This is a genomic window from Armatimonadota bacterium (assembly GCA_017993055.1).
Taxonomy (GTDB): Bacteria; Armatimonadota; UBA5829; order DTJY01; family DTJY01; genus JAGONM01.
The window spans coordinates 36895-57356 of record JAGONM010000020.1 but is presented as its reverse complement, the minus strand read 5'-3'; the positions used below and the strand labels follow the sequence as shown (position 1 = coordinate 57356).

Here is a 20462-nt window from a genome sequence, read left to right as displayed (position 1 = left end):
CCCGCTTTGTGGGCGGGCCTGCGTAAACGGCCCATGTGTCTTGGCGAAATGCGGGGGATTGCGGCCCCAGCCGCCCTTCCCCTGAAACGAGTTCAGGGCACGCGCCGGAGCGCGCACTCAGGGCTCACGGTCTCCGTCGCGCAACGACCACGTCATCCTGAACTCGGTTCAGGATCAAGCGCCTTCCTGGATGCCGGATCGAGTCCGGCATGACGGCAAGGTGACGGCGGTAGGCCAGCCCGGGTTCGAGTACGAGTACGAGTAGGAGTACGAGTACGATTGCGAGCAGGGGCGAGCCGCCCCCTTGCGCGCGCTCGCCCCACGGAGTACAATCTCCCCAGCAACCACCAGAGGAGTCCCAATGCTGTCAACATTGAGTCTGAACGGCGCCTGGAAGCTGAGAGGGTTCGACGGCCAGCACGGCCGCCCGGAGAGCTACCTCGGCCCGGACGCCGACGAGCGCATATTCATCGAAGCCCGCGTCCCCGGCGAGGTCCACCTGGACCTCGAGCGCGAGGGGCTGATCGGGGACTGCAATTTCGGCCTGAACGCGCAGGCCGCCCGATGGGTCGAGGAGCAGGTGTGGGTCTACCGCACGCGGTTCGACGCGCCGGAGGAGTCGCTCTCCCGGCGCGCATGGCTCGTCTTCGAGGGCCTCGACCTCGACGCGGTTATCTACCTGAACGGCGAGGAGATCGGGAAGCACGACAACTGCTTCGTACCGTGCAGGCTCGACGTCACCGGGAAACTGAAGGCGGGGGAGAACGTCCTAGCGGTGCGGATCGAGAGCGGCCTCTACTCCGTGGCGGAGAAGCAGGCGGAAGGGTACGCGGGCGGCCTCGAGAACCGGCTGACGAAGCGCCCCTGGCTCCGGAAGCCGCAGAACTCGTTCTCCTGGGACTGGAGCCCGAGGCTGATCAACGTCGGCATCTGGCGGCCGGTGCGACTCGAGTGGACCTCCGCCCCGAGGATTGACGCGGTCGCGGTGTTCCCGGAGCTTTCGGACGACCGCAGGAGCGCGGTCGTCAACGCGCGGGTCTTCGTGGACAGCCCGGACGAACGGAAGGCGGTCGTGAAGGTGCGGGTGTCCGGACCCCAGACCCCCTCGGCCCGGAGGCCGGTCCCCCTTGGCAAGGGGGACAGCCGGGACGCTCCCCTCCTTATCAAGGAGGGGTTGGGGGAGGTTTCGGAAGGCCGCGCGACACAGAACCCCCTCGGCCCGGAAGCCGGTCCCCCTTGGCAAGGGGGACAGCTTGAGGTCGAACTCCCGGCCGGCATCTCCCGCCAGGACGTCTCGGTCGAGATCGCGGACCCGGAGCTGTGGTGGCCGATCCCCCACGGGGGACAGCCGCTCTACACCGTCGAGATCGAGCTGCTCGTTGACGGAGAGGTGGTTGACGCGGCGGCCAGGCGCACCGGCATCCGGAACATCCGCATCAACCAGGACAAGCATCCGGTGGTGGGGGAGCACTTCATACTCGAGGTGAACGGCAGGCCGATCTTCGCCAAGGGCGGCAACTGGGTGCCGGCCGACATGATCTACGCGCGGCCGGACGCCGACCACTACCGGAAGCTCGTCCGGCTCGCTGTCGAGGCGAACGTCAACGCCCTGCGCGTCTGGGGCGGAGGGCTCTACGCGGACCACGCCTTCCTGGACGCCTGCGACGAGATGGGGGTGCTCGTCTGGCACGATTTCATCTTCGCCTGCGCGAAGTACCCGAGCGACGACGCGGGGTTCCTGCAGAACGTCCGCCGGGAGATAACCCATCAGGTGCGCGACCTCTCCCCCCACCCGAGCCTGCTCGTCTGGTGCGGGAACAACGAGCTCGAGTGGGCGGCGTGGTCGTGGGGGTTCGACCGCAATCACCCGCACCCGGACTACGCGCTCTATCACCTGGAGATCCCGCGCATCGTGAAGCAGGAGGACCCGTCGCGCCCTTACTGGCCGAGCTCGCCCTACTCCACCGAGGGCCGCCACCCGACCGACCCGACGACCGGCGACCAGCATCCCTGGCACGTCTCGCTCGGCGCGGGCAAGGGAGACTTCTGGGAGTACCGGAAGGACGTGAGCCGCTTCCCGAACGAGGGCGGAGTGCTGGGCGCGTCCGGGATGGCGACCCTCAGGCAGTTCCTCCCCGAGGACCAGCGGCGCGTCTTCTCGCCATCCTGGGAGTTCCACGACAACGCCTGCAACTACTGGCAGGATTCGGGGGTGTGCTACGACATCCTGGAGCGGTGGCTCGGGAAGACGCCGGACGACCTCTCGTTCGAGGACTACTGCTTCTACAGCGGGATCCTTCAGGCCGAGGGGCTTCAAGAGTACTCGAACAACTTCCGCCGGCGGATGTTCAGCTCGTCGTCGGCGATCTTCTGGATGTACAACGACTGCTGGCCCGCGAGCCACGGGTGGACGATCGTGGACTACTACCTGCGCCGGAAGCTCGCATACCACCCGGTCCGCCGGGCCTTCGCGCCGGTGCACGTGATACCGGTTACGGACGGCGAAAAGGTACTCATTTTCGGGGTCAACGACACGCCCGAACCGTGGACCGGCGAGGTCCGCTTCGGGCTCTTCCGGCTCGACGGTGGGGAGACCCCCTCGGCCCAGAGGCCGGTCCCCCTTATCAAGGGGGACAGCGCTGCTCCCCTCCTTGACAAGGAGGGGCTGGGGGAGGTGAAGGTCACGCTCGCGCCGAACGCCTCGACAATCATTGGCGAGATACCGATGGAGAGTTGGAGGTCACTGGGAGAGGACTCGTCCGGCGCGTTCGCCATCCTGCTGAAGGACGGAATCACCGTCAGCCAGAACAGGGTCTTCGTCACGCGATTCAAGGATCTGAAGTTTGCCGAGCCGAAGATCGAGATCGAGCGACGGGGAGATCGGGCGGTGTTCGCGTCGCCGACCTTCGTCTGGGCGGTCTGCCTCGACCCGGATTGCGATTCGCCCGCCGCGGACGACGTCTTCGACCTCCTGCCGGGCATCCCGTACGAGGTCCCCTGGCCGGAGGATGCGCCGCTTCCGACCGTGCGGAGGTGCGGATCACCGATTCGGTAGTCAGACCCGTCCGATATTTATGACTCGTCTGACTGGAGGTACCAATGGACACGTCACGCCGCAGGAACTTCATCGTGAGAGGGCTGCTCGCACTCGCGGGAGGGCTGCTCGGACGGAAGGCGCTCGCCGCCGACACACCGCAGACCGAGGAAGGCCCGCTCACGACCGAGGGCCAGGTGCTCAAGAGCAGCGTCTACAAGGGACGCCCGCCGATGGAGCCGCTCGACACCATGATACGCTTCGAGCGGTCCGACGAGACCACCGGGACCGTCGGCACCCAGGAGATTCTCTCGCTGATGCACGAGCAGAAGGGGAACGGCACCTCCTATCCCTGGACGATCTATTCGCACCTGACCACCCACCACACGGGCGGCGACGCGTGCGTCCTCTGCTCCCGCCTGACCAAGAACGGGCCGGGGTGGTCGTGCGGTCTGCACTCGGAGGTCTTCAATCACGGGCGGGCGGTCGCGCTCGGCATGAACATCGAGATGACGAACCGCTACACCGGGCCCGACTCGACCCAGATGATCGGGCTGAACATCCAGATGCTCCCGGGAGAGCCGATGCAGTACGGCATCCAGGTCCACGGCGAGGGGCATGTGGACAAAGGCATCGGACTGAACGGGGTCGGTGAAACCGGCCTCGACGTGGCAGGCAAGTACGGCACCGGCATCCACATGCACGGGCACGATATCGCTCTCGACGACGACGGCAAGGTCCGCGTGCGCTACAAGGACGGCCGCATCGAGTTCCTGAACGGCGACAAGGTCATCGGCCATATTGACGCTGAGGCGGACGACCACGCACTCTAGGAAGGACGACGAACCATGAGTCCGCGGGAACGAATGCTCACCGCCATCAACAACGGCAAGCCCGACCGCCTGCCGGGGCAGGTTCACGGCTGGATGGCGCACTACCTGCAGCACTACCTCGGCGGCGTTGACCAGTTCGAAGCCTACGAGCGGTTCGGGCTCGACATGGCGATCTACGTCGGGCCGAAATGGTCGTACGACGAGCGCGACCTTGCGAACTGGCAGGTCGAGCACACCGACCTCGGCACGGACGCGGACGGCGTCCGGAGTTGGACCCAGACGATCAGGACGCCCGGCGGCGAACTGCACACCGCGGGGGCTGCCAGCGAGATCACGCCGTGGACGACCGAGCCGCTGATCAAGACGAAGCGGGACTTCGAGCTGTTCGACCGGTACTTCCCCGTGCCCAGCGGCGTGGACGGCTCGCCGGTGAAGGCGTGCCTGGAGAGGCTCGGCGACAGGGGGATCGTGAGGGGCGGCCTGTGGAGCTACGGGCAGGTCGGGGCGTGGCAGAGCTTCTGCTTCATGGTCGGCACCCAGGAGGCGATCATGTTCGCGGTGGACGAGCCGGAGTGGGTGCATCACGTCGAGCAGGCGATAGTCGCAAAGCAGTTGAAGGTCGTCGAAATGATGGCCGGCGAGGTCCCTCTCGACCTGATCGAGCTTGGCGGCGGCGCGGGATCGAATACGGTCATAAGCCCGAAGCTCCACGAGGAGTTCTGCCTGCCTTACGACAGACAGCAGGTTGACGCGCTCCACGCGGCGGGGTACAAGGTCGTCTACCACCTCTGCGGCGGGCTGATGAAGATGCTCGACCTCGTCGCCGCGAACGGCTCGGACGGGCTGGAGACGATGACTCCGCCGAGCATGGGGGCCGACTGCGATCTGGCGCTGGCCGAAAAGCTGGTGGGCGACAGGCTGTTCTTCGTCGGGGGGTTCGACCAGAACCGCGGCTTCGAGCACGGGACGCCGGAGATCGTCAGGGAGATGGTCCATGAACTGCACGCGGCATGCCCGAACGGCGGGTACATCTGCTGTCCGAGCGACCACTTCTTCCACGGCGACCCGGAGAACCTGCAGGCATTCGCGGACGCCTTGAGGGAATGCGTATACTGACCGGCGGCGGATGATCGCCGCGAATCCAGATGGAGGCAGCACATGCCGGTATTCAGGTCCGGGAAGGGACTCGCGCCCTCGTGGTGCGAGATGGAGTATTTCGACGTCACTCGTCTCGCTCCCGGCGAGACGAAGGTCTTCGAGCGGGTCGGCGAGAGGGAAAAGCTCATCGTCTGCGGCGGGAAGTGCAGGGTGTCGTCCGGCGGCCGGGCGGTTGACGCCGAACCCAACGCGAACCTCGACCTTGCGCCCGGCGCTCATTTCGAGGTGACCGACGTCACCGAGGAGGCCGTCCTCATCCGCATGTGCGGACGGTGGGGCGACGAAGTCGGCGGCTCGGGCATTTTCCCCGTGTGGAACGACGAAAACCCGGTCGAGCGGGGCGACAAGACCGAGTACCCGAAGACGACCAGCTTCGACAACCACTTCCACGACTGCGACGAGTACTGGATCTTCTTCAGCGGGCGGTGCGTCGCGGTGTCGGAGGGGAAGTCCTTCGAGGTCGGGCCCGGGGACTGCGTGGCGACCGGGATGGGCCATCACCACGACGTGCAGAGGGTGATCGAGCCGGGGGCGGCGGTCTTCTTCGAGACGACGATGGAAGGCGCGAAGCGTCCGGGCCACCTCTGGGAGCACGCGCACGGCCCGGCCGAGCCGAAGCCGGAAAGGGTCTGAAAGGCGGTTGGGGATGAGAGCGACGTGCCTCGTGTTGGGAATCCTCGCCCTGGGAGGTCTGACGATGAACTGCTGTGAGGGAGCGGCGGGCGCGCCCGTGAAGATGATATTCGACACCGACATCGGCAACGACATAGACGACGCGCTCGCTCTGGCGATGATCCACACGCTGGCTGACCGGGGCGAGGTCGAGCTGCTGGCCGTGACGGTGAGCAAGGACAACCCGTGGGCGGGGGTCTACGTGGACGTGGTCAACCGTTTCTACGGCAGGCCGAGGACGCCGATCGGCACGGTGCGAGACGGCAAGACTCCCGACGACGGATACGCAAGGGTCGTGGCGGAGCGCAGGGACGGAAAGGCGTTCGCGTACCCCCGTAGGCTCGGGTCGGGCGCGGACGCCCCGGAGGCGGTGAGCCTTCTCCGCAAGACCCTCGCCGCCCAGCCGGACGGGTCGGTTGTCATCGTGAGCGTCGGTTTCATGACGAACCTCGCGCGGCTGCTCGACTCGAAGCCGGACAAGGCGTCGCCGCTCACCGGCATGGAACTCGTGAAGGCGAAGGTTCGGGAGTACGTGATGATGGCGGGGGCCTTCGGGCCGGACCCGGGCGGGGAGTACAACGTGGTGCAGGACGCCGAGTCCGCGCGCCGGGTCTTCGAGCGCTGGCCTACGCCGATCGCCGCGAGCGGGTTCGAGATCGGGGCGGCGATACTCTACCCTGCCGAGAGCATCGAGAAGGACTACGGGTGGGTGAAGAACCACCCGGTCGCCGAGGCTTACCGGGCGTACATGAAGATGCCGTACGACCGCCCGACCTGGGACCTGACGGCGGTCCTCTATGCCGTCCGCCCGGACAGGGGCTACTTCGGAGTCTCGCCGAACGGCAGGATCACGATGGACGAGAAGAACGTCACGAGATTCACAGCCGACGAGAAGGGCAGGCACCGCTACCTGACGGTGACCCCCGATCAGATTACCCGCGTGCGCGAGGCCTGCGTCTTTCTGGCATCGGCGCCGCCGACAAAGAGGAGATAGATGCAGTTCACGAACCCGTTCGACGCGCCCGGCAACTGGTACAAGGCCAATCTTCACACGCACACCACCATCTCCGACGGGGATGCCTGCGCCGCGGAGCGGATCGGCCGGTACCGCGAGAGAGGATACGATGTCCTCGCGATCACCGACCACAACAAGACGAACGATGTGGCCGGCCTCTCATGCGACGGCCTGCTGGTCATCAGCGGGATGGAGACGCACCCCCTCTGCCCGGACGCCGACCCGTACCACTTCGTCTGCCTGAACGTCCCGCACGGGCTGGAACTCCAGGAGGAGCCGGACCCTCAGGCCCGCATCAACATGGTCCGCGAGGCCGGCGGAGAGGTCATCATCGCCCACCCGTACTGGTGCGGCCACAACATCAGCCACCTGATGCCGATAGAGGGCGCGATCGCCGTCGAGGTCTACAACGCCACCTGCACCAAGATCGGCAAGGGGTTCAGCTCGGTGCAGTGGGACGACCTGCTGGACGCGGGCAAGCTCCTCCCGGCGGTGGCGGTGGACGACTGCCATCGGGGACGCGACATCTTCATGGGATGGACCATGATCAAGGCGGAGAGCCTCGCCGTCGGGCCGGTAATGGATGCGCTGAGGAAAGGATGCTTCTACGCATCCACCGGCCCGACCATAGAGGACGCGCGGCTGGAGGACGGCAGGCTGAAGGTAAGGTGCTCCCCGGCGAAGGAGATTCACTTCGTGGGAAGGCGCTCCACCGGCCGGGTGTTCTACGCTGACGGCGAGCCGCTCACCTCCGCCGAGGCGCAGTTCAGCCCGATGCTCGACTACCTGCGCGTGGAGGTCGTGGACGGGAACGGGAACCGGGCGTGGACGAACCCGTTCTTCCCCGAGAAGACCGCCTGAACAATCTCGGCGGCCGGCGCGTCTTGAGCAGCGAGAAAGGACAGACGATCCGACGCGGCGAAAATGGCCTTGAAACGTCGAACTCTGAACCGATCGAGGGAGGGACGACAATGCGTTTTCGCGTGTCTGTATTACTGGGAGCGTTGGCGGCGCTGGCCGCGATCCCCACGACAGGAGCCTCAAAGGTGAACATCGAGAAGATACCGTATTTCAACCAACCCAACTGCTACAAGCTCTCCAACGGCACGGTGGACGTCATCGTGACGACGGACATCGGCCCGAGGGTGATCGGCTACCGGTTCGCCGGAGGAAAGAACATCCTGGCCGAGATGACCAAAGACGCGGTCAACAAGACCGAGTTCGGGGAATGGCACCCGTGGGGAGGGCACCGGCTCTGGCACGCGCCCGAGTCGCTCCCCCGCACCTACGAGCCGGACGACGAGCCGGTCGCCTTCGAGATAGTCGGCGGCGACTCGATCCGACTCACTCCCAAGCTCGGCCCGGCGCGCGTCCAGCGGGAGATGCTGGTGCGGCTCGACCCCGAGGGCACGAAGGTCACCCTGACTCAGAAGCTGACCAACGCCTGCCACTGGCCGATAGAACTCGCGCCGTGGGGTCTCACGATAGTCGCGGGCGGCGGCACTACGATCATCCCGCAGGAGCCTTTCATATCGCACGACGACGAGCTGCTCCCGGCAAGGCCGATGACGCTCTGGCACTATACCGACCTGAGCGACCCGCGCTGGGGGTTCGGGGCGAAGTACGTCACGCTCAGCACCGACGAGAAGCGCGCCGGCATCCCGCAGAAGATCGGCGTGGCGAACAAGCAGGGCTGGGCGGCGTATCAACTCGGCGATTTGCTGTTCGTCAAGAGTTTCCCGTATGTCGAAGGCGCGGCTTACCCGGACTTCGGATGCAACTTCGAGACCTACACCGACGGCAACTTCATGGAGGTGGAGGACCTCGGGCCGCTCACGAAACTCGATCCGGGCGAGAGCGCCACTCTGGTAGAGAGCTGGCACCTGTTCAAGGGCGTCAAGCCGTCGAAGGGCGACGCGGCGATCGAGGCGAACGTCCTGCCTCTGGTTCAGAGGACGAAGTAGGAGCGACACCATGCTGACGAGGCGTGATTTCCTGAGGACGGGGATGATGGCCGGGGCTTACGCAGGGATGGCCGGGCTCGCATCCGGACTGGCGGAAGCGGCGGAACAGGGCAGGTACAACGTGCTCTTCATCGTCGTGGACGATCTGCGGCCGACGCTCGGATGCTACGGCGCGCCGACCATCAAGACGCCGAACATAGACAAGCTGGCCGCTAGCGGGACGCTCTTCAACCGGGCATACTGCCAGCAGGCGGTGTGCAGCCCGTCGCGAACTTCCGTGATGACGGGATGCCGTCCCGACACCACCAAGATCTACAACCTGGAGGACCACTTCCGCAAGTTCCTGCCGGACGCGGTCACCCTGTCGCAACTGTTTAAAGAGCGCGGTTACCGGTCACTCGGGTTCAGCAAGATATACCACCCGGGCCTCGACGACCCGGCTTCATGGTCTGAGCCGCACTGGAATCCCGGCGCGCCTCACTACCTCAAGCCTGAGAGCATCGCCGCCCGCAAGGAGATGGCGGCGCAGCTCAAGGCCAGGGGAGCCAACCTCAAGGACGAAGTGGTCGAGAGGGATCCCGAGACAGGTCTCGCGCTGAGAATCGCCACGAACGCCGCGAAGCTGAAGGGCCCGGCGTGGGAGGACGCCGACGTGCCGGACAACGCGTACCCGGACGGCGTCACCGCGGACAAGGTCATCGAGACCCTGCGAGGGGTCAAAGATCAGAAGTTCTTCCTCGCGTGCGGCTTCCTGAAACCGCACCTGCCGTTCAACGCGCCGAAGAAGTACTTCGATCTCTACGACCCGAAGGACATCAAACTCGCGCCGAACCGCTTTCCGCCGAAGGACGCGCCGTCTCAGGCGCTCACCAACTGGGCGGAGCTTCGAGCATACACCGACATCCCGGACGTAGGCCCGATGGACAACGCCAGGGCGCGCGAGCTGATTCGCGCGTACTACGCGGCCACCAGCTACTCGGACGCTCAGATCGGCCGGGTCGTGGACGAACTCGACAGGCTCGGCCTGCGCGACAAGACGGTGATCGTGCTCTGGGGCGATCATGGATGGCACCTCGGCGAGCACAGCCTCTGGTGCAAGCACACCAACTTCGAGATCGCAACCCGCGCGCCGCTCATCATAAGCGCGCCGGGACAGAAGAACAGGGGCGCCAAAACGGACGCGCTCGCGGAGTTCGTGGACATCTACCCGACGATCTGCGACCTTGCGGGCGTGCCGGTCCCCAAGCACTGCGAGGGGATCAGTCTCAGACCTGTCATGGACAAACCGACGCGCGAGTGGAAGAAGGCCGCGTTCAGCCAGTATCCGCGTCCCGGAAACATCATGGGCTACTCGATGCGGACCGACCGCTACCGCTACACCGAGTGGCAGAATAGAGACACCGGCGAGGCTGCGGCCGTCGAGCTCTACGACTACAAGACCGACCCCGGCGGAAACATCAACGTCGCCGGCCTGCCGGAGAGCAGGGAGGTCGTTGCGCAGCTAAGCAAGCAGCTTAGAGCCGGCTGGAAGCCGGCGAGGCCGTAGGAATCCAGGAATGGGGGCGAAATAATGTTATCAAGACGGGAGTTCATCAAGGCGGGAATGATGGCCGGGGCATGCGCGGGGTTGTCGAGCGTTCTGCCGCGGTTCGCCTTCGGGGCGGCCGACCAGAAGTACAACGTGCTGTTCATCGTCGGAGACGACATGCGCACGACGCTGGGATGCTACGGCGCGCCGATCATCAAGACGCCGAACATGGACAAGCTGGCCGCGAGCGGGACGCTCTTCAAGCGCGCCTACTGCCAGCAGGCGCTCTGCAGCCCGTCGCGCACCTCGCTCATGACCGGGAAGCGGCCGGATACCACCGGCATATACAACCTGCAGTACCACTTCCGCAAGTTCATGCCAGATGCCGTGACGCTTCCTCAGCAGTTCATGAAGCACGGGTACTTCGCGCAGGGGCTGAGCAAGATATACCACTCCGGACTCGACGACGCGGCCTCGTGGTCGGTCCCGCACTGGAACCCGAAAGCTCCGACCTATCTCAAACCCGAAAGCATCAGGGCGAGGAAGAAGCTCGAGGAGCAGCTCATAGCCGAAGGGAAGGACTACAAGGAGCACGTAGTCGAGACCGATCCTGAGACCGGGATGCCGCTCAAGGTTGACAGAGCCGACGTGAAGCTCAAGGGGCCGGCGTGGGAGAGCCCCGACTGCCCGGACAACGCGCTCGCGGACGGCATGACCGCGGACAAGGCGATCGAGTGCCTGCGCGAGATCAAGGACAAGCCGTTCTTCCTGGCGGTCGGTTTCCACAAGCCGCACCTCCCGTTGGTCGCGCCGAAGAAGTATCACGACCTCTACGACCCGTCGGAGATCAAGCTCGCGCCGAACCCGTTCAAGCCGAAGGACATGCCCGAGGTGGCGTTCTACAACTCGGCGGAGATGCGGGCCTACACGGATATCCCGGACGTCGGGCCGATTGACCGCACGAAGGCACGCGAGCTGATCCATGCCTACTATGCGTGCGTGAGCTACACGGACGCGCAGATCGGTCGGGTCATTGGCGAGTTGGAGAGGCTCGGCCTGCGGGAGAAGACCATTATCGTCCTCTGGGGCGATCACGGCTGGCAACTCGGCGAGCACGACATCTGGTGCAAGCACACGAACTTCGAGGAGGCCACGCGCGCGCCGCTGATCATCAGCGTTCCCGGCCAGAAACACCAGGGAGCGAAACCCGAGGCCCTCGCGGAGTTCGTGGACATCTACCCGACCCTCTGCGACCTCGCCGGTCTGCCGGTGCCGAGGGATCTCGAAGGAACGAGCCTGGTGCCGATCATAGAGCATCCCAACCGCCCATGGAAAAGGGCGGCCTTCAGCCAGTACCCGCGCCCGGACGGCGTGATGGGTTACTCAATGCGGACGGACAGGTACCGCTACACGGAGTGGGTCAAGAGGGGCTCCGGGGAGCCGCCGGTCGGGGTCGAGCTGTACGACTACAAGACCGATCCGCAGGGAAACGTGAACATCGCCGGCCTGCCGGAGAGCAAGGGACTCGTCGCGAAGCTCGCCGGGCAGCTCAAGGACGGCTGGAGGGCGGCGAGACCGTAGGCGAGGCCTTCCGCATGTCGCTGCGCAGTATGCTGTCGGCATGACCTGCAACGGCCTCCCGAACCACGCTGCAGGAGCTGACTCCTGTCCGCGAAGGGCTGGGTTAGCCTCTCGTTATGCCACCAGAGCGGCTGCTCGGGGAGATCGGTTGCTCTGTTTCGCAGCCGGAACCGACAGCTTCGAGTAGCGCAGCATATCGAGAAGCGTCCGTGCAGTACAACCAATCGCGGAGCGGAATCCGCTCCTGCAACAGATGATCGTGATTGGAGTGTCACCATGCAGACCAGACGTGAGTTTCTGAAGAGGACAGGCGCCGTCGCCGCCGGGATGGCGCTCGGCGGGCTGGAGTGCCTGGCAGCCGATTCCGGGCGCAAGCCGAACGTGATCTTCGTCTTCGCGGACCAGCTCCGGGCACAGGCGCTCGGATGCTATGGCGACAAGCAGGCCGTCACGCCGAACATTGACAGGCTGGCGTCGCAGGGCGCGCGGTTCACGAACGCCATCAGCACGTGGCCGGTCTGCTCGCCGTTCCGCGCGATGCTGATGACCGGCTGCTACCCGATGACCAACGGCGTAGTCTACAACGACCTGCCCATCTGGGACGGCCAGACGTGCATCGCCGACGCGCTGAAGGCTCAGGGGTACGCGACCGGCTACATCGGCAAGTGGCACCTGAGCGGGGGAATCCCGGACCGCCTTCCCGGGCGGCGGCTCGGATTCGACTACTGGGAGCCTTCCCAGGTCGAGATGATCTCGACTTCGGCGGACGGCAAGCAGACCTGGCGCCCGGAGGTTCAGACGGACAAGGCGGTCGAGTACATCAAGTCCAACAAGGACAAGCCGTTCTGCCTCTTCATGTCATGGAACCCGCCGCACAACCCGTACATCGCGCCCGACAGGTACATGAAGAGCTTCGAGAAGGACAAGATGGAGTTCCGTACGAATGTGGCCGAGCGCGCGCTGGTGGACGAGCAACTCGAGAAGCATCCGACCGACGAGGCATCGGGCCCGACGCCGAAACGCGCGAAGTGGAGAAAGGACCTCGATTCGGACGACGGCGTGCGGGAGATCCTCTGGGGCTACTACTCGGCGACCCACGGGCTCGACGTGCTCGTAGGGAGGATCATGAAGACGCTCGATGACCTCGGGATCGCCGACGACACGATCCTGGTCTTCTCGTCGGATCACGGCGACATGCTCGGCTCGCACCGGATGTGCCTGAAGCAGGAGCCGTTCGAGGAGTCCATCTCGATCCCGTTCATAGTCCGCTATCCGAAGCGCATCCCCAAGGGCACGGTGACGGACGCCCTCCTCTCACCGATTGACATCATGCCGACGCTGCTCTCCCTCGCCGGCGCGCCGGTTCCGAAGAGCGTCGAGGGGATCAGCCTCGACCAGGCGGCGCTCGGCAAGCGTTCCGACCAGCAGGACGCCGTGCTGATCATGAAGATGCAGCCCGGCGGCGGCCCGTGGGTCTGCAACGCGGCGACCCCATGGCGCGGCGTCCGGACGAAGACACACACGTATGCTCGTCTGGAGTACGACGGGCCTTGGATACTTTTCGACAACAAGAACGATCCCTATCAGATGAAGAACCTGATCGGCGACCCGGCGCACAAGAAGCTTCAGGACGAGATGGAAGCGACGATGCAGAAGCTCCTCAAGAAGGCGAATGATCCCTTCGACTCGGGCAAGATCAAGCAGCAGATCGCCCGAAGGAGCAGGACGAACCTCAGGATGAAGCCGCGAGAGGCCCGCGGGGAGGAAGAGTAACGCCATGCAGACGCGACGGGAGTTCATCAAGAGTGCGGCGAGCGCGGCGATAGTCGGCGCAGGCATTGCGGCATCTCTGCCGGAAGCGGGGGCTCAGGCGCCGCCGGTGACGCGGCGGAAGCCGAACGTGATCGTCGTCTTCGCGGACCAGCTCAGGTCGCAGTCGCTCGCGTGCTACGGCGACGCGCAGGCAAAGACCCCGAATCTCGACAGGCTCGCATTCCAGGGCGCGAGGTTCTTCAACGCGATAAGCACGTGGCCGGTCTGCTCGCCGTTCCGCGGGATGCTGCTCACCGGGCGCTGCCCGATGTCGAACGGGGTGATCAGCAACGGTCGTGCGCCCTTCCCGGGGCAGAAGACGATCGCCACCGTGCTGAAGGAGAACGGCTACGCGACGGGCTACATCGGCAAGTGGCACCTCGAGAGCCACACCGAACCCTTCGTCGCGAAGGAGAACCGCCAGGGATTCGACTACTGGGCCGTCCGCAACCTGAACCATAACTACTTCGAATCCTTCTACTGCGGCGACACGCCGGAGCATGTCCCTCTGCCGGGATATGAGCCCGTTGCGCAGACCGACCTCGCCGTGAAGTACATCGAGAGCAAAAAGGACAAACCGTTCTGCCTGTTCATGTCCTGGGGGCCACCGCACGATCCGTACAACGCGCCGGAGGAATATGAAAAGCGCTTCCCCGCCGAGAAGATGGAGCTTCGCGAGAACGTGTCCGAGTCGGCGATGGTGGGCGAGCAGATCGAGAAGAACCCGCTCGACCCGGAGTCCGCGCCCGGGAAGAAGAGGGCCGAGTGGCGCAAGTGGCTCGACTCCGACGACGGCGTCCGCAGGAACATGGCATCGTACTACGCGGCGGCGACCGCGCTCGACGACTGCATGGGCACGCTCACCCGGGCGATCAGGAAGGCGGGGATAGAGGAAGACACGATACTGATCTTCACCTCGGACCACGGGGACATGCTCGGCTCGCACCGGATGGGCAGCAAGCAGGAGCCGTTCGAGGAGGCGATCTCGATCCCGTTCATCATCCGCTACCCGAGGGTGATACCGAAGCTGTCCGCGACGGACGCTCTGCTCTCGCCGATGGACATCATGCCGACGATCCTCGAACTGGCCGGGCTCGAGTGCCCGGAGGAGGTCGAGGGGATCAGCCTGGCGAGCGCGGCGATGAGGCAGGACTGCGAGGAGCACGAGGCGCTCCTGCTCATGAAGATGGTACCGGGCGGCAACCCGTGGATCGCGAACGCGGCGACCGAGTGGCGGGGGGTCCGCACGAAGACTCACACCTATGCGAAGCTGCAGAAGGGCGGGCCGTGGCTGCTCTTCGACAACAAGAAAGACCCGCAGCAGGTGAAGAACCTGGTGAACGACCCCGAGCACAAGGACCTGCAGGAGCAGATGGAAAAGACGCTTCAGTCGCTGCTCGAGAAGGCCCACGATCCGTTCGACACCGAGAAGATACTGTCGCAGGTCGAGCAGGGCTGGAAGAAGGATCAGTGACCCGACTGCCGTTCGGCCTCAGCGGGCAACCGTTCCGCAGGCCTCGTCGTCTAGCTTGCCCCACCAGCGGCCGGCATGAGGCTTGATGCCACAGCTCCAGACAGGTACTGAAGTATGAGTTCTCTCGCGCAGCGTCGAATACCCCCTCTTGAGTCTCCGACACGTCAGACACGTCGGACGCGTCGGGCATTTGACTGGAGGCACACCTTGCGATACGTCCTTGCAGCAATAGTACTGCTCACCGCAGCGACATCCATGGCCGAGAAGATGCCGACGGTCGAGCAGGCGATCGCATCGAAGACCGACGTCTGGGGCGAAATCTCGATGCGCAAGCCGAACGGGCCGAGCTACGAGTACTTCGCCAAGCTGATGCCGCCGCTCCGATATGTAGACACATCTTTCCTCCAATATCCAATCGTGCTCAGTGCGCCCTCGGCCCAGGTCAAAGGCCGGTTCGTCAGCAACGGCGGCATGGTCAATGCTCGCGCCCGTGCGCTCAACTGGATCGGCGAAGTCGGCAATCCCGTGACCTTCTACTTCGGCGAATGGGGCTCGGTCTTTGGCGCTGACCTGGAGGACCTTCAAGGGCCGAAGTACGAGCAAGGCTACCTGCCCATCGTCCAAAACACCTACCGACGAGGGGACTTGGTCGCCTCCCAGGAGGCCTTCGCCCCCATTGACTATGCGGACAGCGGCATGATCTTCGTGCGCTTCACTGGCAAGGGCAAGCTCATGGCCCAGATTGCATACGAGGCAAACGCGGTCCTCCCGACTAAGGATGGCATCGTCCATGATCTGCAGGGAGGCGCGCTCCTTTGGTTCGACGAGAACTGGAAATGGGGTCCCGGGGCTCAGAGGCTCTCAACGATCATGCGGCCCGACAAGCCGGTCTACCTTGCTATTCCAGCCAAGCCGGCGACCGGCGAACTCCCGAAGCTCGACGCCTCCATCTATGACGCCCAGCGCGCCAAGTGCATCCGGACCTGGGAGGCGATCCTTGACAAGGGGATGCAGGTGGAAGTCCCCGAGCCGATCGTCAACAATGCCTGGAAGTCGCTCATCATAGGGACGCTCGAGATCATGAAGGGCGACAACGTCAACTATAGTGTGGGCAACCAGTATGCGAAGATGTACGTCGGCGAGGGGGGCGATGCCATCAAGGCGCTCGCGCTCTGGGGACAGACGGATGTCGCCCGACGGCTGCTCGTTCCGCTCATGGACTACAAGCGCGACGACCTGCTCTTCCATCAGGCGGGCAAGAAGCTTCAGCTTCTCTCCGACTACTACTGGCTCACCCACGACAAGTCCTGGTTCGACGAGCAGAAGGCGCGCGTGGCGGTGCAGGTCAACCGGCTGGTGGACGGCCGGGAAAAAGACACCGGCCTCGCACCCAGGGAGAGCTACTGCGGCGATATCCACACGCAGGTGTACTCGCTGAACTCCAACGCGAACGGCTGGTCGGGCCTGCATCACTTCTCGGCGGCCCTGGATGATATGGGCGACCATGCGCAGGCCCAGCTGCTTGCGGATTCGGCGAAGGAGTGGCATCCCCGCCTGATGGACGCCGTCCGGAAGAGCGTCCGCACGGACGTGAATCCGCCTTTCGTCCCCATGGCGCTCTTCGGCGAGGAGCAGCCCTACGACCCTCTCACCGCGACCAACCTCGGAGGGTATTGGGATCTGGTCGCGCCCTATGTACTGGCATGCGGCTTCTTCCCCTATGACTCGCAGGAAGCCCACTGGATCACCGACTACCTCGAGAAGATGGGCGGACTGATGATGGGCATGGTGCGGACGCACCCTCTGAACGACTTCTGGGCGGTCAACCAGAACATAGACGATCTCTACACGCTCAGGTACACACTGGTACTCCTGCAGCGCGATGAGGTGGACCGCGCGCTGGTGAGCTTCTACGGCAAGCTGGCCCAGGGGCTCACGCGAGACACGTTCATCGGCGGCGAGGGATCCTGCCCCGTGCCGCTGGACGAGTTCGGCCGGCAGTTCTACCTCCCGCCGAACAGCGCTTCGAACGCTTTCTTCCTCTCGATGCTGAGAAACCTGCTGGTGCAGGACTGGGACATGGACGGCGACGGCCGCCCGGAGACCCTGCGGCTGATGTACGCTGCTCCGCGGCGTTGGCTCGAACGCGGCAAATCGGTTAAGATAGAGCGTGCCCCGACGGCGTTCGGCGAGGTGTCGGCCGCGATGACCTCGCGCCTCGACAAAGGAGAGGTGACGGCGGAGGTCAGCGCCCCCAGGGAATCGCCGCAGAAGATGCTCATCCGGGCCAGGGTGCCCGACGGCTGGAGAGTGAAGTCGGCGTCCGCAGGCGGGAAGCCCGTTCCCGTGGACTCGACGGGCGCGGCGGACATCACGGGCATGACGGGAAGATTCGAGATCAGATTCGAGGTGGCAAGATGAGGATGGAGTTGACCTACAGGAAGTACATGACGCATGCGATTTGCGCGCTGACGGCGGCGCTGATGGTCCTTCCGGCAGCCCCGGCGTCCGCATGGGGGCCGCACACGCAGATCACCCAGGCGGCGCTCGACGTGCTGGACGCGAACGACCCGCTGGCGAGGCATCTGGTCGACTCGTTCGACCAGCTCGCCACGTACTGCTGGATGCCCGACTACGATCGCAGCATCAGAAAGGACACGGACGGCAGCCTGTACTACGCGGACGACTACCTGCTCTTTCCGGAGATCCAGAAGCACGCGGCGCACGCCATGCCGGGAGTGAGGAGCGCGCTGGAGCCGTTCTTCCGGCGAAGCGTTCAAGCCCTTCGGCACGAGACGCCTGTCAACGCCGCCCGGTGGATCGGCTCCCTGCTGCACTACACCGAGGACTCGGGGGCCCCTCCGCACGCGCGGCCCGGCGTCGCAGACCACGGCAAGATGGAGAACTGGGTGGACGGCGAAAGCATCGGCATCGCCGGCTACGAGCCGAGACTGCTGGGCAAGACCGAGGACGAGGCGCTGGCGGGCTATCTGAAACGTATGGACGGGCTGATAGCCTACTCCGTCGAGCGCGCGGAGAAGATGGCCCCATTCGTCAAGGCGGACAACCGCCCGGCGGTCGAACCGATCGCCCTGGAGTGCGCGAACGAGTGCAGCCGAGTCGCCGCTGACCTACTCTACACGCTGGGGCGGATAGCGCTGTCGCCGACCCCGGACGCCGCGGTCTTCCGCGGAACCACCCTGACCAAAGCAGACGCCCCCGCGGACGGTCGGACGGCGAAGATAATGATGGACGGCAGCAACCTCTCGACCCTCGCCGAAGCTGACGGGAAGTTTGCTCTCCACAACCTCACGCCGGGCACCTACATGGGCCGGATACTCACGCCCGGCTGCCGGATGAACCGCTTCACGCTGAGGCTGGAGCCCGGCGAAACGCGCAACCTGAACATCATGATGGTGACGCTGAAACCCGCCGGAAACCTCCTGCGAAACCCCGACCTCAGGATCGAGTGGAAGACGCCCGGCGCGCCGGACTGCTGGCTGAAGACCGCCGCAGGTTGGGAGAGCGACGTCGTGCCCGTCACGGCGGGCGACAAGTATCAGTTGACCATTCGATGGAAGAAGGGCGGCAAGGGAAGCGCGGCGGTTCGCTGGCACACGAACCTGTCACCGGGACTGGCCCGGTCGCAGAGTGAAGCGCCGGTGACGCAGGATCGAAAGGATACCGTCTTCGCGGCGCCCGAGGGAACGGCCTCGGCGTGCATCGTCGTCAAGACGGAGGGCGAGATAACGGACGCGATCGAGACCATCGTATTCGCGCCGGTGAAGTGATTTCGGGCTCTAATAACGGAGGAGAGTGACTATGCGTGCGATTTCCATGATGGTTCTGTTGATCTTTCTAGGCTGTATCCCGACGCTCGCGAACGTGCAGGTTCACGGCATGTTCAGCGACAACATGGTGCTGCAGCAGGGCATGAAGGTGCCCGTATGGGGCGCTGCGGACCCCGGCGAGAGGATTCGCCTGCATTTCAACGGCCAGACCGTGAATACGTCGGCGGACGCGGACGGGAGGTGGAGGATCGCGCTCGAGCCGATGAAGGCCGGCGGGCCGTTCAAGATGCTCATCGTCGGCAGCAACAACGTCCTGTTCGAGAACGTGATGATCGGCGAGGTCTGGGTCGGCTCCGGCCAGTCGAACATGTGGTGGACGGTCAAGCTTTCCGCGAATGCGGAAGAGGAGATCGCAAACGCGAATCACCCGAACATCCGGCTGTTCACCGTGCCGCAGAAGATGGCCGCCGAGCCGATGAGCGATCTCGACGGCAAGTGGGTCGAGTGCAGCCCCGAGACGGTTCCGGGTTTCTCCGCGGCGGCTTACTACTTCGGACGAGAGCTACACAAGGCGCTGGGCGTCCCGATCGGGCTGATCCACACATCCTGGGGCGGCACCCCGGCGGAGTCGTGGACGAGCCTCGCGACCCTGAAGTCCGACCCGGACTACGATGCCATCGTGAAGCGGTACGACGAACAGATCGCCGGCTACGAGAAGGTCAAGGCGGAGTACCCCGCCGCGCTGGCGCAGTGGGAAAAGGACGCAGAGAAGGCGAAGGCGGAGGGCAATGAGGCCCCGGAGAAGCCCAAGGAGGCCGCCTACAACCCGTGGATTCCCTCCAGCCTCTACAACGCGATGATTACGCCGGTCATACCATACGGCATCAGGGGCGCGATCTGGTATCAGGGCGAATCGAACGCTGGCAAGGCGTACCAGTACCGAAAGCTCTTCCCGGACATGATCAAGAACTGGCGCAGAGACTGGGGGCAGGGCGACTTCCCCTTCCTGTTCGTCCAGCTCGCGAACTGGGCGCCGAGCCCGCCGGAATACAACGACACCTGGGCGGAGCTTCGCGAGGCGCAGACGATGACGCTCTCGCTGAAGAACACGGGCATGGCGGTGGCGATAGACATCGGCGACCCGGTCAGCATACATCCCACCAATAAGCAGGAGGTCGGGCGGAGGCTCGCCCTGAACGCGCTCGCCAAGACCTACGGCCGGAAGCTCGTCTACTCGGGTCCGATGTACCGCGCGATGGAGCCGGAGTACGGCACTATCATCCTCGTCTTCGACCATGTGGACGGCGGCCTCATGGCGAAGGACGGCGACCTGAAGGGCTTCACGATCGCGGGTGAGGACAGGAAGTTCGTCCCGGCCGAGGCGAAGATCGTCGGCAGGAACGTCGTCGTCAGCAGCCCGGACGTGAAGAAGCCGGCGGCGGTCCGGTACTCGTGGGCGATCAACCCGGACGGCAACCTGTACAACAAGGCGGGCCTCCCCGCGTCGCCTTTCCGCACGGACGACTGGCCCGGAGTAACGGCGGACAAGAAGTAGACCGCGGAGGCCGGCATGGGGCCCATGAGTCCCACGGGACCTATG

General features: G+C 64.8%; 14 protein-coding genes. All 14 read left to right on the top strand.

Annotation, left to right across the window (positions count from 1 at the left end; all coding sequences use genetic code 11):
• Positions 1 to 361: 361 nt before the first annotated feature.
• The 14 genes from KBC96_09070 (at position 362) to KBC96_09005 (ending at position 20417) form a co-directional block, all read left to right on the top strand.
• Entirely contained in the window at positions 362 to 3055 is a 2694-nt protein-coding gene (locus KBC96_09070; protein MBP6964545.1) for a hypothetical protein, read from the top strand.
• Between the two features lie 44 nt (positions 3056 to 3099).
• Complete coding sequence (locus KBC96_09065; GenBank protein MBP6964544.1) at positions 3100 to 3867, top strand: hypothetical protein; 768 nt, start codon at positions 3100 to 3102, stop codon at positions 3865 to 3867.
• A gap of 15 nt (positions 3868 to 3882) precedes the next feature.
• Entirely contained in the window at positions 3883 to 4983 is a 1101-nt protein-coding gene (locus KBC96_09060) for a hypothetical protein (GenBank protein MBP6964543.1), read from the top strand.
• Between the two features lie 42 nt (positions 4984 to 5025).
• The gene (locus KBC96_09055; protein ID MBP6964542.1) at positions 5026 to 5658 is read left to right on the top strand and encodes a hypothetical protein; all 633 of its coding nucleotides are present in this window, start codon (positions 5026 to 5028) and stop codon (positions 5656 to 5658) included.
• Positions 5659 to 5722: 64 nt separating this feature from the next.
• The gene (locus KBC96_09050) at positions 5723 to 6691 is read left to right on the top strand and encodes a nucleoside hydrolase (protein ID MBP6964541.1); all 969 of its coding nucleotides are present in this window, start codon (positions 5723 to 5725) and stop codon (positions 6689 to 6691) included.
• Positions 6692 to 7573 carry a CehA/McbA family metallohydrolase gene (locus tag KBC96_09045; protein ID MBP6964540.1) on the top strand — a complete coding sequence of 294 codons (882 nt, stop codon included), beginning with the start codon at positions 6692 to 6694 and terminating at the stop codon, positions 7571 to 7573.
• 110 nt (positions 7574 to 7683) lie between these two features.
• Positions 7684 to 8676 (top strand): hypothetical protein, encoded by a 993-nt coding sequence (locus KBC96_09040; protein MBP6964539.1) that lies wholly within the window; start codon positions 7684 to 7686, stop codon positions 8674 to 8676.
• 67 nt (positions 8677 to 8743) lie between these two features.
• A complete protein-coding gene (locus KBC96_09035; GenBank protein MBP6964538.1) occupies positions 8744 to 10222 on the top strand; it encodes a sulfatase in 1479 nt (492 codons plus the stop codon).
• A 60-nt stretch (positions 10223 to 10282) separates the two neighbouring features.
• Positions 10283 to 11785, top strand: coding sequence for a sulfatase (locus KBC96_09030; protein ID MBP6964537.1), 1503 nt, complete (start codon positions 10283 to 10285; stop codon positions 11783 to 11785).
• 276 nt (positions 11786 to 12061) lie between these two features.
• Positions 12062 to 13558, top strand: coding sequence for a sulfatase-like hydrolase/transferase (locus tag KBC96_09025; GenBank protein ID MBP6964536.1), 1497 nt, complete (start codon positions 12062 to 12064; stop codon positions 13556 to 13558).
• A 4-nt stretch (positions 13559 to 13562) separates the two neighbouring features.
• The gene (locus KBC96_09020) at positions 13563 to 15071 is read left to right on the top strand and encodes a sulfatase (protein ID MBP6964535.1); all 1509 of its coding nucleotides are present in this window, start codon (positions 13563 to 13565) and stop codon (positions 15069 to 15071) included.
• Positions 15072 to 15278: 207 nt separating this feature from the next.
• Positions 15279 to 17492: a hypothetical protein gene (locus KBC96_09015; protein ID MBP6964534.1), complete on the top strand. Its 2214-nt coding sequence runs from the start codon at positions 15279 to 15281 to the stop codon at positions 17490 to 17492.
• An 8-nt stretch (positions 17493 to 17500) separates the two neighbouring features.
• The gene (locus KBC96_09010) at positions 17501 to 18862 is read left to right on the top strand and encodes a hypothetical protein (GenBank protein MBP6964533.1); all 1362 of its coding nucleotides are present in this window, start codon (positions 17501 to 17503) and stop codon (positions 18860 to 18862) included.
• Positions 18863 to 18971: 109 nt separating this feature from the next.
• Positions 18972 to 20417, top strand: a complete 1446-nt coding sequence (locus KBC96_09005) for a sialate O-acetylesterase (GenBank protein MBP6964532.1) — start codon at positions 18972 to 18974, stop codon at positions 20415 to 20417.
• Positions 20418 to 20462: the final 45 nt, after the last annotated feature.